The organism is Coriobacteriia bacterium (genome assembly GCA_014859305.1).
Taxonomy (GTDB): domain Bacteria; phylum Actinomycetota; class Coriobacteriia; order Anaerosomatales; family Kmv31; genus Kmv31.
On sequence record JACUUM010000051.1, the window covers coordinates 1 to 14593 of the forward strand.

Here is a 14593-nt window from a genome sequence, read left to right on the forward strand (position 1 = left end):
ACTGGGGGGCGAACTATCAGGGGGTCATCGAAGAGCAGCGTCTGCAGGCGGCGGCCTTCGCCGAGGCGGGATACGATCTCGTCGTCGGCCACGGTCCTCACGTGCCGCAGCCGGCCGAGGTCCTCGGCTCGACGCCGGTCTTCTACTCCCTCGGCAACTTCGTGTTCGGCGCTCCCGGGAGGTTCTCGCCGTCCGACCCTCCCTACGGCCTCGTGCTGACCACCGAGTACACGGCGTCGGGCCTGACCGGGATCACGGTCGAGTGCCTCGAGGTGGACAACCGACGCGTGACGTACCAGCCGCGGCCGTGCGACCTCGAGGAGGCGGCCGCCGTCCTTGACAGGCTAGGGGTGACCGCCGTGACCCGGCGGATCGAGGGTTCCCGGGGGGCGACCCCCCGCGCGCACCGGGACTCCAGAAAGCCGGCTTCCTGACCAGGGAGATTAGGACATGGCGCCGAACAGGTGCATACTACGCCCGCGGGCCAAAGGTGGCCCGAATGTCTGCGGCGTGGCATCCGCTCTCAGGCGGGAGTCGCGTCGCTCTCTTGTTCGCCTCCGGAGTGGGGCGAAGGATTGGATGGGTTCCATGGCTGAAGGTACCGTCAAGTGGTTCAACCCGGACAAGGGCTACGGCTTCATCTCGCGTGAGGACGGGGACGACGTCTTCGCTCACTTCAGCGAGATCCAGGGCGAGGGCTTCAAGACCCTCGACGAGGGCCAGGCCGTCGTGTTCGAAGTGACCACCGGTCAGAACGGCAAGCTGCAGGCGAGCAACATCCGCAAGGCCTAGCCGGTCTCGCTGTTCGCAAAGGGAGAGGGGCGGTCCTTCGGGGCCGCCTCTTCTCGTTCGCGGCCGTCACTCGCCGCCGTCCCGGCTTCGCGCCAACGCGAGCATCGCGATGTCGTCGTCGAACCGGCTGGCCGTGAAGACGGACACCTCGGCGTACACGGCGTCCACGACCTGCTGAGTCGTGCTCCGGGCGAGGCTCGAGACGACCTGCAACAGCCGCTTCTCGCCGAAGAACGCGCCGTCCCTTCGGGCCTCGACGACGCCGTCGGTGTACAGGAGGAGGTAGCCCCCGAAGGGCAGCTCCATGCGCCCGTCCGTGTACGACGCGTTCTCCAGCACGCCCAGGACCGGACCGGTCGGCTCCAGGAGCGTCGTCCCATCCGCCACCACGGCGATCCCCGGCGGATGCCCGGCGTTCGCCCAGACGATCTCTCCCGATCTCGCATCGAACAGCAGGAGCGTCGCGGTCACGAAGATCTCGGTCGGCAGGGACTTCACCAGTCCTCGGTTCAACTTCAGGAACACGGCCGATGGAGGATAGCCCTCGGAGGCGAAGGCCCGCACTCCCTGCTTCATCGTCGACGTCACCGGCGCCGCCTCCGTTCCCTTTCCCGACACGTCGCCGATCAGCACGGCATACGAGTACGGCGCCAGTTCGATGATGTCGTAGAAGTCGCCGCCCACGCGCGAGACCCGCGAGGCAGACCGGTAGACCGCGGCGAACTCGATCCCCCGAAGCTCGGCCGGCAGCGCGAGCATGGGCTCCTCGATGATGTCGAGCGCCCACAGGGCCTCGGCGAGCCCTCGCTTGTGGTCCGCGATCTCCCGTCTCGCCTCGCGTAACGCCTCGGTGGCTTGGGTAGCGTCGACGCCGGTCAGGAGCACCCCGACCAACTCCCCCTCCTCGGCGTGGGGGATGGCCGAGAGGAGCACGGCGACGGTGCCGCCGTCCAAGGGGAACCGGAGCATCCGCGTCGCCCGCCCCTGCCCCCCGAGGACCCAGCGAGCCAGGGACAGCAACTGGGGATTGTCTTCGGCCAGGACCTCCAGGTGCAGGCCGAGGACCGCCTCCCGGCTTCGCCGGAAGAGCCCCGCAGCCGAGGGGTTGCACAGGCGGCACACGCCCTCCCGGTCGAAGTACGCCACCGGCATGGGGAGAGAGTCGAGGACGTGCAACGCCAGATCGACTCGAGTCATGACCCTCCTCGGAGAACGGCTCTGTGTCGAGTCTACCCTGTACTCGGGCCCGTCCCGGGCCGAGCCCTCGCCTTCGAGGCGGCGCGGCCGCAACAGGTCGCTCAGCCCGCATCAGCTCCGGCGCCTGCTTCGCCTGCGATCGCGGGGAGGGTCCGTGATGATCGCGACGTCGCCTGTGCGGACCTTCCCCTGGTAGAGGTCCTCGGAGAAGCGCTCGAAGCCCGGTACCGTCACCAGCCCGTCGACCCGGGTCGCGATGCGCTCGAGCAGCTCGTCCTCGGTCAGCTCACTGTCGGAGGCAAGCAGGATGATGTTTCGCGCCGCGTCGCTGAGGTCCTCGGCGATGCCGACGGGGAAGGTCCAGACTCGGCGCCAGACGTTCGAGGCGGTGCGGTGCAGGCTGCGGAGGGGCTTGCTGTGCGGGCCGTACACGGAGCCGATGACGTTGTAGGCTACGACCCCGTCGGGGGCGAGATGCTCGCGGGCCTCGCGCATGGACTCCTCTGTGAGCAGCCGGCGGGGGACCCTGTCGTCGTCGAAGGCGTCCACGACGACGATGTCGTAGGTCTCCGAGCAGGTCGAGAGCCACGCGCGCCCGTCGCCGAGGACCACGCGGATGCGCTCGCAGTCGGGCAGCGCGAAGAACGCGCGCGCGACCTCGACGACCTCGGGGTCGATCTCGGCGACGTCCAGGCGCATCGCCGGGTAGTCGCGCCACATGCGCTTCACGAGGGAGCCGCCTCCCAGCCCGATGACGAGGGTACGTGCGGCGTCGGGCTTCACCGCCATGGTGAGGTGCAGGTAGCCGACGTAGTCGATGTCGGTCTCGAACGGGTCGTCGAGCCGCATCGAGGACTGCTCGTTGCGCTCGAACCTGAGCGTGCGCACGCCGTCGTTCTCAGTGACGCGCAGGCGGTGGTATTCGGAATCGTGCTCGTACACGGGGCACCTTCCGGACGACGGGACGTTCGCGGGTGAGGTGCGATGCACGAACAGGGTACCCTGTAGCGGGCCGTACGCCTGCCGAACGGGAGGACGACTTTGGACAGGGACTTCGTCAACGCCGAGATCGCGGCCGCCATGCGCGCGCACGACAAGCCCCGGCTGTCGATCCTGAGGCTCGTGAAGAACGAGATCGACACGCATGAGAAGGAGGCGAAGCGGCCGGCCACCGACGAGGAGGTCGTCGGCGCGCTCAAGAAGGTGCTGAAGCAGACCGGCGAGACCCTCGAGGGCTCGATCAAGGCCGGCACGGATCCGGAGCGCACCGCACTCCTGCAGGCGCAGGTCGACATCCTGAGCGGCTACCTGCCCGAGCAGGTCACCGGCGACGAGTTGCAGGCCGTCGTCGAAGGGGTGCTGGCCGAGGGCGGCTTCACGGACAAGCGCGACATGGGCAGGGCGATCGGTATGGTGGTGTCGGCCACGGGCGGCAACTGCGACAAGGCCGAAGTCGCGCGGATGGTGGGCGCGAAGCTGGGCTGAGGGCGCGCGGCGCTACGCCGTCCGGCGGCCCGTCGGCGCCGCGGCGAGGCGGGCCCACAGCAGTCCTTCCGCCAGAGTGGGCGCGAGCCGGACGCCTTCGGAGCCGGTGAACAGCCCCGCGGCTCGGGCGGTCCTCAGCGGCTGGGGCTGGAGGTCGGCGACTATCAGCTCGATGTCGCGGGACGCGCACTCCTCGGTGAAGCGCTCGAACGAAGCCGCGCCTCCGGCGTCGAGCACGGTGACGCCGTCGGCGTACAGCACGATGCCTCCTCCGTCGGGCGCGTCCGACAGGACCTCGGCGAGCACGCGGTCCGCCGCCGCGAAGAACAGCGCGCCGGTGATCTTGTAGACCTTCCAGCCCGACGGCGCCCCGCCGCGCACGTGCTTCTCGCTCGCGGTGATGTCGCGGACCTGCGTGAACCGCGACGCGTCGCGCATGAACAGCAGCGCGGCCAGCACCACGCCCGCGGTGATCGCGACGACCATGTCGAACGCGACGGTGAGCACCAGGCAGGAGAGCAGCACGAGCCGGTCAGCCCCGGGGCTCGTCCGCGCCAGCGTCACGGCCTTGTCGGCTTCGCTCATGTTCCACGCCACGGTCAGCAGCAGCGCGGCCATCGACGCCATCGGAACGAGGGAGAGCAGCGGTGCCAGCGCGAGCATGCCGAGGAGCACCACCAGCGCGTGCAGCGCGGCCGCCAGCGGCGTGCGGGCGCCGGCCTTGACGTTGGCCGCCGAGCGCGCCAGCGCCGCCGTCGCCGGGATGCCGCCGAAGAAGGGAGCGACGACGTTGGCGAGTCCCTGGCCGAGCATCTCACCGTTGGCGTGGTGTCTGGTGCCGGTGGAGCGGTCCAGCACGACCGCGCACAGCAGCGACTCGATCGCCCCGAGCACCGCGATGGACAGCGACGCCGAGAGCAGCTCGCGCGCGACCGGCAGCGACCAGGTGAGCGGAGCGCCGCCGGCTCCGGCTTGGTTCCAGGGCAGCGCGAAGGAGGGCAGCGCGCGCGGGATGCCGTGGCCGAGCCCTCCGTCGGCCAGGGCGAAGGTGAAGCGCGAACCGATGGTATCGACCGTGTGACCCGCCTTGGCGAGCAGGAGCGCCGCGGCGATGCCGAGGGCGAGGGCGGGGACGTGCCCAGGGATCACGAGACGCTCCCTCGGCCACAGCACGACCGCCAGCAGCGTGAGCCCTCCCACCGCCAGCGCCGCGGGGTCGAGGTTCGGGGCGGCCCGGGCGAAGTGGGCCGCCTTGGCCAGCGTATGCTCGGGCAGGTCGGTGATGCCGAGCCCCAGGAAGTCGTTGACCTGCAGTATCGCGATGACCGATGCGATCCCCGACGTGAAGCCGACGGTGACCGGCTCGGGGATGTACTCGATCAGCCTGCCCAGGCGCGCCGACCCGAGCCCGATCAGTATGACGCCGGCGAACAGGGTCGCCGTGCCCAGGCCGGCCATGCCGTAGCGGCGTGCCACGGGCTCGAGGATGACCACGAACGCCGCCGTGGGACCCGAGACGCTGAAGCGCGAGCCCCCCGCGAGGGCGGCGACCAGGCCCGCGACGGCGGCGGTGAACAGCCCGTTCTGCGGCGGCGCGCCGCTCGCGACGGCGAGGGCCATGGCGAGCGGGACGGCGATGACGCCTACGGTGAGACCCGCGAGCGCGTCTCGCCCGAGGTCCGCGAGCCGGTAGGGACGATCCCGCAGGACGTCGCTCAGGGCGCTCCCGAGCCGGACCGTGGTCAGGTGCTCGCGGTGGGGCATGGCTCCTCGGCGCTCGGCAAGCAGGAAGGAGTTAACACTAGGTACGAATGTGATACGATGTCAATGTTAATATGATTAACATCACTCGCAAGAGGAGGGCTGAGATGGAGGAGCGCAGCGCGCGGCTCACCGTGCTGATCGACCCGCGTAAGAAGGCCGCGTTCGAGCGCCTGTGCCGCGAAGAGGACGTCACGCCGTCCCAGATGGTGCGAAAGATGATCCGCGACTACGTCGAGCGGCGGACCGGGCCCGGGTGGCGGGAGGACCCGGCCGAGGACACCCACACGTCTCGCCGCTGAGGGCGACGGCGGCGCCGAGCCTCCGTCCCGTGCCTCACTCCACGCACGCGCCGACGACCGCGACCTTCTCGACGTCGTCGAGGCCATGGAAGGTGCGGTCAACGACCTCGAGCTGCTGCTCGCGCGTGAGCCTGCTGAACTTCACCGCGTAGCCGGAGACGCGGACGGTGAGGTTCGGGTACTTCTCGGGATGGTCTATCGCGTCGAGCAGCGTCGAGCGGTCGAGCACGTTGACGTTGATGTGATGGCCTCCCTGCCCGAAGTAGCCGTCGAGCATGCCGACGAGCTTCGAGACGCGCTCGTCCTCGGTGCGCCCCAGCGAGGCGGGGACGATCGAGAACGTGTAGGAGATGCCGTCCTGCGCGTACTCATAGGGCAGGCTGGCCACCGAGCACATCGAGGCGACCGGTCCGGAGATGTCCCGCCCGTGCATGGGGTTGGCCCCGGGGGCGAACGGCTCGCCGGCCTTGCGCCCGTCGGGTGTCGAGCCCGTGAGCTTGCCGTAGACCACGTTGCTGGTGATCGTGAGGATCGACTGGGTCGGGATGGCGTCGCGGTAGGTCTTCTGCTTCCGGATGCGCGTCATGAACTCGCGCACGAGCGACCGGGCGATCGAGTCCACGCGCTCGTCGTTGTTGCCGAAGGTGGGGAAGTCGCCCTCCACGGCGTAGTCGACGGCCAGACCCGTCTCCTCGTCACGCACCACCGAGACCTTCGCGTGCTTGATCGCGGAGAGCGAGTCGGCCGCCACCGACATGCCGGCCACGCCACACGCCAGGAAGCGTTGCACGTCGCGGTCGTGCAGCGCCATCTCGAGACGCTCGTAGGAGTACTTGTCGTGCATGTAGTGGATGATGTTGAGCGCTCCCACGTACGTCCGCGCGAGCCAGTCCAGCATCGGCGAGTACCTGGACATCACCTCGTCGTAGTCGAGCACGTCGGCGGTGAACGGCTCGCTCGGCGGCGCGACCTGTGCGCCGGAGAGCTCGTCGCGGCCGCCGTTGATGGCGTACAGCAGGGCCTTCGCGAGGTTCACCCGCGCGCCGAAGTACTGCATCTGCTTGCCGACGCGCATCGCCGAGACGCAGCACGCGATGCCGTAGTCGTCGCCGTAGATCTCGCGCATGACGTCGTCGTTCTCGTACTGCACCGCGCTCGTCTCGACCGAGACTCTGGCGCAGAAGGCCTTGAACGCCGCGGGCAGCGCCAGGGACCACAGCACGGTCAGGTTCGGTTCGGGGGCGGGCCCGAGGTTGCGCAGCGTCTGCAGGAACCGGAAGGACGTCTTGGTGACCAGGTGCCTCTCGTCCTCCCCGACCCCGCCGATCGCCTCGGTCACCCAGGTGGGATCGCCGGAGAACAGCTCGTTGTACTCCGGCGTGCGCAGGTAGCGCACCATGCGCAGCTTCATCACGAACTGGTCGACGAGCTCCTGCGCTTCGCTCTCGGTGAGCTTACGGTCGCGCAGGTCCCGCTCGAGGTAGACGTCCAGGAAGGTCGAGGTCCTCCCCAGGCTCATCGCGGCACCGTTCTGCTCCTTGACCGCCCCCAGATAGCCGAAGTACAGCCACTGCACCGCCTCGAACGCTCCGGCGGCGGGCCTGGAGATGTCGAAGCCGTAGCTCGCCGCCATGGTCTTGAGGTCCTCCAGCGCGCGGTACTGCTCGGCGAGCTCCTCGGTCAGCCGGATGGTCTCGTCGGTCATCTCCCGCTCGGCCATCGCGGCGTGCTGCGCCCTCTTGTCGGCGAGCAGGCGGTCCACCCCGTAGAGCGCGACGCGCCGGTAGTCGCCGATGATGCGCCCTCGGCCGTACACGTCGGGCAGGCCGGTGACGATCCCGGACCTGCGCGCCTTGCGCATCTCCTCGGTGTAGCAGTCGAACACGCCGTCGTTGTGGGTCTTGCGGTACCCGCGGATGCCGAAGATCCGCTTGATCCGCGGCGACAGCGGGTAGCCGTACGCCTTCAGCGCTCCGTCGACCATGCGGATGCCGCCCTGCGGCAGCAGCGCCCGTTTCAGCGGCTCGTCGGTCTGCAGGCCTACGACCAGCTCCGCCTCGCGGTCGACGTAACCGGGCGGGTGCGACGTGATCGACGAGACGACGTCGGTGTCGGCGTCCAGGATCCCCCGACGGCTCTCCTCGCGCATCAGCTCCTCGATGCGCTCCCACAGACGCGCGGTCCGCTCCGTGGGGCCCTCGAGGAAGGCGTCGTCCCCGTCGTACGGCGAGTGGTTGTGCTGGATGAAGTCGCGCACGTCCACGCTCTCGCACCACCGGCCCGGCTCGAATCCCGTCCACGCAGGCTCCAGCTCGCATGCGCTCTTGACTGTGGTCGACATCGCGTTCACGCTCCTCGCCTCGACAGCGTGCACAGGGACGTGCTACCCGATGAGGCCGGGGCGCACACGCGGCAGAGGGGTTGAGCCGCGCGCCACGGGCGGCCGGCATCACGGGGACCGTCGTGCCGTGCCGGCCGCGCGCCGCCACTCGTCCCCTACGCCTCGGCGCCCACCGGCCCGCACGTCGCGAAGCGGCCGTCGTTCACCGCCAGGCCTTGCGCCTCGAACACGGCTCTCACGCGGCCGACCTCCTCGGGGGTGGGGGGCTGCGTGTCCGCCAGCTTGTAGGGGAGCCGGAGCTCCTCCCACTTGTGCTTGCCCATCTGGTGGAACGGCAGGATCTCGACGCGCTGCACGTTCGCGAGCCGGCCGACGAACCGGGCGAGGCCCGCCACGTTCTCGGGGGCGTCGGTGAGGCCGGGGACGAGCACGAACCGGATCCAGGCCGGCTGGCGCAGCTCGGAGAGCCGCTCGGCGAGGCGCAGGGTGGGCTCCACGTCGACCCCGGTGACCTCCCGGTAGGTCTCGGGGTCGTACGACTTGATGTCGAGCAGCACCAGGTCGATCGCCTCGAGCATCTCGTCCGTCAGCCGGTCGCCGAGGTAGCCGGAGGTGTCGAGCGCCGTGTGAAGGCCGAGGTCCTTGCTCCCTTCGAGGATCTCGTGCGCGAACTCCGCCTGCATGAGCGGCTCGCCCCCGCTGAGCGTGACGCCCCCGCAGCCGGCCTTGAGGAAGTCGGCCGACGAAGCGATACGTCCGAGGACCTCCTCGGCCTCGGTCGGCTCTCCCTTGCACTGCCAGGCATCCGGGTTGTGGCAGTACTGGCAGCGCAGAGGGCAGCCCGCGAGGAAGACGACGAACCGGATACCCGGCCCGTCCACGAAGCTGCCGACCTCGGTGGAATGCACGATACCCTTCGACATGACGCTGATGTGCTACCCGCGAAGCCGCGGGCGCTCACGCCGGGGCGGATCCGGATCCCCGGCATCGGTGCGCTCGCCCGGTCCGACTTCGGACACGGCGTCGGCGCGCGAGCGGCGGGTCGGGGAATCGTCTGGGAGGGCCCGACGGGCCGACCACGACGCAGCGCTTCGCCCCCGTCGCGCCGGAGAAGGCGTCCTGGGGGCGGATGGAGGCCGGACCATGCCAGCAGACCCCCGCTCGCCGGGAAGGCGAGGCGATGCGATCGTGGTGACCGGGGCGACCTCGGGCATCGGCAAGGAGACGGCGAAGCGGCTCGCCGCGACGGACTCCCCGGTCGTCCTTCACGGGCGGGACGAAGGGCGGTGTCTCGCGGCTCTCGACGAGGTCGTGGCCGCCACGGGCAACCGGCGGTGTGGGATCGCCGTGGCGGACTTCTCGTCGCTGGCCGCGGTACGCCGCCTGGCCGAGGAGCTCTCGGGGCGCTTCGAGGGCATCGGGGTGCTCGTGGACAACGCGGGCCTGTACTCCGGGGAGCGCGTCGTGACGAGGGACGGCATCGAGCTCACGTTCCAGGTGAACCAGGTCGCGCCGTTCCTGCTGACGTGCCTGCTGCTCGACCGGCTGAAGACGGCGGCCCCGTCGCGCATCGTCGTCGTCGCCTCGGTCGCGCACAAGAGCGCGCACGTCGACCTCTCTCGACTGCCCGACGAGGTCCGCGGGCGGACGCGCTACCAGCCGTACCAGGCGTATGCGCTGTCCAAGTTCGCCAACGTCGTTCTGGCGCTCGAGCTCGCCGAGCGCCTGCGGGGCACCGGTGTCACGGCCAACGCGCTCCACCCCGGCGTGGTGTCCACGAAGCTCCTTCACGCCGGCTTCCCCTACGTCGGCGGGATGCCTCCGGGGAAGGCGGCCGACGCGCCCTTCCGGCTCGCGGCCTCACCCGAGCTCGAGGGGGTCACCGGCGAGTACTTCGAGCGGATGCGGCGAGCCCGGCCGGCGCGCGCCGCGCGCCGAGCGGACGTCCGGGAGCGGTTCTGGAGCATCAGCGAGGAGCTCGCCGGCTCGTTGAGGGACTGAGCGGGTCCTGGGAACATACCGCGGCCGGAGAGCCGTACCGAGGAGGGTGGAGCCATGGAGACGACGGGAAAGGGCATGACGACGACGGGCTCGAGGCTCGCCACCGCCAGGGCCTATCCGATGCTCAGGGTCGAGGATCTCCAGCGGGCGAAGAGGTTCTACGAGGAGAAGCTCGGGCTGGAGGTGCGGCAGAGGGACCGAGATCGGCCTGAAGACCGTCGAGGGCGTCGCCATGATGGCCGGGCAGAAGGTCGCGTGGTTCAGGGATTCAGAGGGCAACATCTGGGCGATCGGGACCGCGTAGGCGCCTGCGACCACGTCCGCGTCCGTCACGCGGGCGCGCCCTCGGCGGCCTTTCGCGCCGTGGTCAGCGCCTCCCGCGTCTCCGGGTCGAACACGTGCATCCGCTCCAGGTCGACGACGACGTCCATGCGGTCGCCGGGTCTGGCGCCCGTCCTCGGGTCCACGCGGGCCAGCAGCTTGGTCTCGCCCGCGAGCAGATGGAGGAAGACCTCGTTGCCCATCAGCTCCGTGACGTCCACGTCGACCGTGATGGGCACGGCAGTGATGCCGGAGGGCACGAACGCCTGATCGTGGATGTTCTCGGGCCGCACGCCGAAGAGCATGTTACGCCCGGTGTAGCGCTGCAGCTCCGGGGCTCTGCCCTCGGGGACCTCGATCGTGAACGTCCCGCCGTCGAGGTGCAGCCTCCCGTCGGCCTGGTCTATGCGGGCCGAGAAGAAGTTCATCGCGGGGCTGCCGATGAAGCCGGCGACGAAGACGTTCCTCGGGTGGTCGTAGAGCTCCTGCGGCGTGCCCACCTGCTGGATGATCCCGACGTCCATCACGGCGATGCGGTCCGCCATCGTCATCGCCTCGGTCTGGTCGTGCGTGACGTAGACGAACGTGGTGCCGAGGCGCTTGTGCAGCTTGCTGATCTCGGCGCGCGTGTTCACGCGCAGCTTGGCGTCCAGGTTCGAGAGCGGCTCGTCGAGCAGGAAGACCTGGGGCTCCCGCACGATCGCCCGCGCCACGGCGATGCGCTGACGCTGCCCGCCGGAGAGCTGCCCGGGCTTGCGGTCCAGCAGCTGCTCCACGCCGAGTATCCTCGCCGCCTCCTTCACCCGGCGTGCGATCTCGTTCTTCGGCATCTTGCGGAGCTTCAGTCCGAACCCGATGTTCCGGGAGATCGTCATGTGGGGGTAGAGCGCGTAGGACTGGAAGACCATGGCGATGTCGCGGTCCTTCGCCGGGACGTCGTTGACGCGCCGGTCACCGATGTAGATCGAGCCCTCCGTCGCCGGCTCCAGCCCCGCCAGCAGGCGCAGAGCGGTGGACTTGCCGCAGCCCGACGGGCCGACGAGCACGAGGAACTCCTTGTCGGGGATCTCGATCGTGAAGTCCTTGAGGGCGTGTACCTCCCCGTACCGCTTCACCACGTGGTCGTACAGTACGCGAGCCATCCCTATCCCTTCACCGCGCCGGCGAGTATGCCCTCGACGAAGTAGCGCTGGAGCGCGAAGAAGACGGCGAGCGGCAGGACCATCGAGACGAAGGCCGCCGCCGTGAGCAGCTGCCACGCTCCGCCGAAGGAGTTCACGAGGTTGGAGATCGTCACCGTCATCGGCGCCACGGCCCGATGACCTCCGAGGTAGACGAGCGCTATCAGGAGGTCGTTCCACACCCAGAGGAACTGGAAGATGCCTAGAGCCGCCAGGGCGGGGACAGAGAGCGGCATCACGATCCGCCTGAACGCCGTGAAGTGCGTGGCGCCCTCGAGGAAGGCCGACTCGAGCAGGTCTTTGGGCAGCGCCACGAAGAAGTTGCGCAGCAGGAAGATGGCGAAGGGCATGCCGTATGCGGCGTGCGCCAGCCACATCCCGTGGAACGTGCCCGTGAGGCCGATCGACGCGTACATCCTGAGCACCGGGATGAGAGTGAGCTGCAGGGGCACCACGATGAGTCCGACGACGACGAGGAACAGCGCGTCGCGTCCCCTGAACTCCATCCAGGCGAAGGCGTAGGCGGCGATCGCGGCGACCAGCATCGTCAGCGCGGTCGCCGGGACGGTGATGACGAGGCTGTTCCGGAAGCTCTGCGCCATGCCCTGGGTGAGCAGGACGGACTCGTAGTTCTGGAGCGTGAACTCGAACGGCGGCCTCAGTGCCGTCCACCACCCGCTCGTGGCGATCGCCCGAGCGGGGCGGAAGGAGCTGACGAACAGGCCGAGAGTCGGCACCATCCAAGCCAGGCACACGCCGATGATCGCGGCGTGAAGCGGTCCTCGGGAGAGCCGCCGCACGGTGCGGGCCGCAAGGGTCTCTGCGCCGCCGTTCACGTCTGCTCCCGCCTGAAGCGACGGATGTTGAGCGCCATGAGCGGCAGGATCCCGGCCAGCAGGATCACGGCCACGGCACTTGCACGCCCGAAGTTGCCGAACGTGAACATCTCCTTGAACATCCGGTTGGCGAGCACGTCGGTGTTGAAGTTGCCGAACGTCATCACGTAGACGAGGTCGAAGACCTTGAGCGAGTTGATCACGAGCGTCACCGCGACCACGACGATCACGGGCTGCAGCATCGGCAGGATGACGTTCCAGAAGATCTGCCGCTCGTTGGCGCCATCGACCCTGGCGGCCTCGATGATCTCGGCCGGTATCCCCTTGAGGCCCGCGGAGACCACGACCAGCGCGAACCCGGTCCAGATCCATGTGCCCGCGACTATGAGGGCGAAGTTGTTGTACGTCGTGTTGGAGATCCAGGCCACCGGCTGGCCGCCCAGCGTGGTGACGATGGCGTTCACCACCCCGATCTGGTCGAACCGCGCCGGCTGGAAGACGTACATGAACCGCCAGATGACGGCCGCTGCGGTGAAGGACACCGCCATCGGCACGAACACGATGGCCTTGGCGATCGCCTCGTAGCGCACCTGGTTCGTCAGCACCGCGAGCAGCAGCCCCAGGACCACCGTCGCGCTGGTGAACAGCAGCAGCCACATCAGGTTGTTGCGGAAGACGAGGATCGTCTCGCGGTGCGTGAGCAGGTAGGCGTAGTGGGAGAGCCCGACGTACTGCCCCGAGCGCGGGTCGAAGAGGCTCATGTACAGCGTGCTGAGCGCCGGATAGAGCAGGTAGACGCCCAGAAGCGCGGCCGCCGGCGCGAGGTAGAGCCACGCCGGGTCGAGCCGGAAGCGACGCTCGGAGGGGTCGCCCGAAGGGGCGCCGCGCTGCGGCGGCGCCCCTTCGGGCATCATCTCGGACATCGGTTACTCGCCGCCGCCGTTCTCGGTCGGCGTCTCCTCCTGTGCGCCCTCACCCTCCTGGGCGCCGTACGCGTCCTCCGCCACGGACTCGATCCGTTGCAGGATGCTGTCGAGGTTGCCCGGGTTCTGCACGTAGTCCAGCACGCCTTGCCAGAACGCGCTCTGGACCTCGGCGGGCATGGCGTCGCCCGCCCCGAAGCGGAGCGGGTCGGCCTCCGCGAGCTGGTCGGCCGCCTTCACGGCGACGGGATCGGGATAGGCATCCTCGCTCAGCGCGGCGCTCGCGGTGGTGAACCCTCCGGCCTCGGCCCATGGCCGCCAGTTCTCGCCGTCGGCGAGGTACTCCAGGAGCGAGCGCGCCGAAGGCGTGTCGTTCAGCATCACGACGACGTCGCCGCCCACCGTGACGGCGTTGGCATACTGCTCGTCGATCGGCGGGAAATCGAAGAAGTCGTAGCCCTGCTCGGGCTCGAGGTCGGGGAACTGGCTCTCGATGAAGCCCTGCGTGAAGGCGCCGAGGAAGTACATGCGCGACCTGGGGGGGTCCTGGAACGGCCCGTAGGACGCGTCCTCGAAGTTCGTGCCGACGATCGCGGATGCGCCTCCCTCGACGTTGCCCTCGGTGTTCGCGATCTCACCGAAACGCTCGAACGCCGACCGCACGGCTTCGTGCGTCCATGGGATCTCGTGGTCCACCCACTGGTCGTACACTTCAGGTCCGCTCTCGGCGAGGAGGATCTCGGCGATCCAGTCCGCGCCGGGCCATCCGCTCGCGCCACCGGACTCGAACCCCATCGACCAAGGAGCCACGTCGTCCTGTTCGCGGATCTGGTTCGTCAGCGCCACGAGGTCGTCCCAGGACTCGGGGATCTCATAGCCCTGCTCCTCGAAGTCCGGCGGGCTGTACCACACCGTGCTCTTCGGCGCGGCCTTGACGAACACTCCGTACAGCGTCCCGTCGACGCTGCCGAGCTCGACCCATTGCTCCGCGTAGTCCTCGCGGAACTGATCCATGTTGTCGAGCACGTCCTCGAGCGGGATGAGGTCGCCCGCCTCCCCGAACTCCTGCATCAGCGCCGGGTTCGGCAGTATGGCGAGGTCCGGAGGATTGCCACCGGCGATCCTGGAACGAAGGATGGCCGAGAGGTCGCGCGTCCCCTCGAAGCGCATCTCCCCGCCGGTCTCCTCCTCCCATCCGGCCACGACCTCCTGGAACGACTCGAGCTCACCGCCGCCCCAGACGCCGACGACCGATACGGCGCCGATCTCCTCCTCCTCGTCGGGCTCGGCTGGGCACCCCGTCGCAAGCATCGCGACGGAGACCGCCAGCACGAGCAGCAATGCCAGTGGCCGCGACCTCATAGGATCACGCTCCCTCCTCGCATGACCTCTCCCAGTAGGTGGAGAGGTTTTCCGGGTACGCGGTCGTATGTACCCCTCAACGCGCGACTAG

The 14593-nt window shown here is 69.1% G+C and carries 14 protein-coding genes; 5 read left to right on the forward strand and 9 right to left on the reverse strand.

Annotation, left to right across the window (positions count from 1 at the left end):
• Both IBX62_09245 and IBX62_09250 read left to right on the forward strand, forming a co-directional pair.
• Positions 1-434: CapA family protein (locus IBX62_09245; protein ID MBE0477268.1), on the forward strand; the 434-nt coding region annotated here is incomplete at its 5' end.
• Between the two features lie 154 nt (positions 435-588).
• A complete protein-coding gene (locus tag IBX62_09250) occupies positions 589-792 on the forward strand; it encodes a cold-shock protein (protein MBE0477269.1) in 204 nt (67 codons plus the stop codon).
• A 66-nt stretch (positions 793-858) separates the two neighbouring features.
• On the opposite strand, the gene IBX62_09255 is transcribed toward IBX62_09250, so the two are convergent.
• Together IBX62_09255 and IBX62_09260 are read right to left on the reverse strand one after the other, a co-directional pair.
• On the reverse strand, positions 859-1989 hold the full coding sequence (locus IBX62_09255) for a SpoIIE family protein phosphatase (protein MBE0477270.1): 1131 nt from the start codon (positions 1987-1989) through the stop codon (positions 859-861).
• A 111-nt stretch (positions 1990-2100) separates the two neighbouring features.
• A complete protein-coding gene (locus tag IBX62_09260) occupies positions 2101-2931 on the reverse strand; it encodes a fused MFS/spermidine synthase (GenBank protein MBE0477271.1) in 831 nt (276 codons plus the stop codon).
• 99 nt (positions 2932-3030) lie between these two features.
• Here IBX62_09260 and IBX62_09265 point away from each other — a divergent pair, with 99 nt between their 5' ends.
• The gene (locus IBX62_09265) at positions 3031-3474 is read left to right on the forward strand and encodes a GatB/YqeY domain-containing protein (protein ID MBE0477272.1); all 444 of its coding nucleotides are present in this window, start codon (positions 3031-3033) and stop codon (positions 3472-3474) included.
• 12 nt (positions 3475-3486) lie between these two features.
• Here the strand turns inward: IBX62_09265 and dauA are convergent, their stop codons facing one another.
• On the reverse strand, positions 3487-5238 hold the full coding sequence (gene dauA / locus IBX62_09270; GenBank protein MBE0477273.1) for a C4-dicarboxylic acid transporter DauA: 1752 nt from the start codon (positions 5236-5238) through the stop codon (positions 3487-3489).
• 71 nt (positions 5239-5309) lie between these two features.
• On the opposite strand from dauA, the gene IBX62_09275 reads away from it, so the two are divergent.
• Complete coding sequence (locus IBX62_09275) at positions 5310-5537, forward strand: ribbon-helix-helix protein, CopG family (protein ID MBE0477274.1); 228 nt, start codon at positions 5310-5312, stop codon at positions 5535-5537.
• 34 nt (positions 5538-5571) lie between these two features.
• Here IBX62_09275 and pflB read toward each other — a convergent pair whose 3' ends face one another.
• Together pflB and pflA are read right to left on the reverse strand one after the other, a co-directional pair.
• A complete protein-coding gene (pflB, locus tag IBX62_09280; protein MBE0477275.1) occupies positions 5572-7878 on the reverse strand; it encodes a formate C-acetyltransferase in 2307 nt (768 codons plus the stop codon).
• Positions 7879-8033: 155 nt separating this feature from the next.
• Positions 8034-8801: a pyruvate formate lyase-activating protein gene (pflA, locus tag IBX62_09285; GenBank protein ID MBE0477276.1), complete on the reverse strand. Its 768-nt coding sequence runs from the start codon at positions 8799-8801 to the stop codon at positions 8034-8036.
• Between the two features lie 220 nt (positions 8802-9021).
• On the opposite strand from pflA, the gene IBX62_09290 reads away from it, so the two are divergent.
• Positions 9022-9879 (forward strand): SDR family NAD(P)-dependent oxidoreductase, encoded by an 858-nt coding sequence (locus tag IBX62_09290; GenBank protein MBE0477277.1) that lies wholly within the window; start codon positions 9022-9024, stop codon positions 9877-9879.
• Positions 9880-10208: 329 nt separating this feature from the next.
• Here the strand turns inward: IBX62_09290 and ugpC are convergent, their stop codons facing one another.
• From ugpC to IBX62_09310, 4 genes are all read right to left on the reverse strand, one after another.
• Complete coding sequence (ugpC, locus tag IBX62_09295) at positions 10209-11342, reverse strand: sn-glycerol-3-phosphate ABC transporter ATP-binding protein UgpC (GenBank protein ID MBE0477278.1); 1134 nt, start codon at positions 11340-11342, stop codon at positions 10209-10211.
• A 2-nt stretch (positions 11343-11344) separates the two neighbouring features.
• Positions 11345-12121, reverse strand: coding sequence for a carbohydrate ABC transporter permease (locus IBX62_09300; protein MBE0477279.1), 777 nt, complete (start codon positions 12119-12121; stop codon positions 11345-11347).
• Between the two features lie 92 nt (positions 12122-12213).
• Positions 12214-13128 carry a sugar ABC transporter permease gene (locus tag IBX62_09305; protein MBE0477280.1) on the reverse strand — a complete coding sequence of 305 codons (915 nt, stop codon included), beginning with the start codon at positions 13126-13128 and terminating at the stop codon, positions 12214-12216.
• Positions 13129-13143: 15 nt separating this feature from the next.
• On the reverse strand, positions 13144-14502 hold the full coding sequence (locus IBX62_09310) for a carbohydrate ABC transporter substrate-binding protein (GenBank protein MBE0477281.1): 1359 nt from the start codon (positions 14500-14502) through the stop codon (positions 13144-13146).
• Between the last annotated feature and the right edge of the window lie 91 nt (positions 14503-14593).

Coding starts and splice junctions, on each gene's coding strand:
- IBX62_09300 (MBE0477279.1), bottom strand. CDS start 12,121: ATGGTGCCGACTCTCGGCCTGTTCGTCAGCTCCTTCCGCCCCGCTCGG.
- IBX62_09250 (MBE0477269.1), top strand. CDS start 589: ATGGCTGAAGGTACCGTCAAGTGGTTCAACCCGGACAAGGGCTACGGC.
- ugpC (MBE0477278.1), bottom strand. CDS start 11,342: ATGGCTCGCGTACTGTACGACCACGTGGTGAAGCGGTACGGGGAGGTA.
- IBX62_09305 (MBE0477280.1), bottom strand. CDS start 13,128: ATGCCCGAAGGGGCGCCGCCGCAGCGCGGCGCCCCTTCGGGCGACCCC.
- pflB (MBE0477275.1), bottom strand. CDS start 7,878: ATGTCGACCACAGTCAAGAGCGCATGCGAGCTGGAGCCTGCGTGGACG.
- dauA (MBE0477273.1), bottom strand. CDS start 5,238: ATGCCCCACCGCGAGCACCTGACCACGGTCCGGCTCGGGAGCGCCCTG.
- IBX62_09255 (MBE0477270.1), bottom strand. CDS start 1,989: ATGACTCGAGTCGATCTGGCGTTGCACGTCCTCGACTCTCTCCCCATG.
- IBX62_09310 (MBE0477281.1), bottom strand. CDS start 14,502: ATGAGGTCGCGGCCACTGGCATTGCTGCTCGTGCTGGCGGTCTCCGTC.
- IBX62_09275 (MBE0477274.1), top strand. CDS start 5,310: ATGATTAACATCACTCGCAAGAGGAGGGCTGAGATGGAGGAGCGCAGC.
- IBX62_09290 (MBE0477277.1), top strand. CDS start 9,022: ATGCCAGCAGACCCCCGCTCGCCGGGAAGGCGAGGCGATGCGATCGTG.
- pflA (MBE0477276.1), bottom strand. CDS start 8,801: ATGTCGAAGGGTATCGTGCATTCCACCGAGGTCGGCAGCTTCGTGGAC.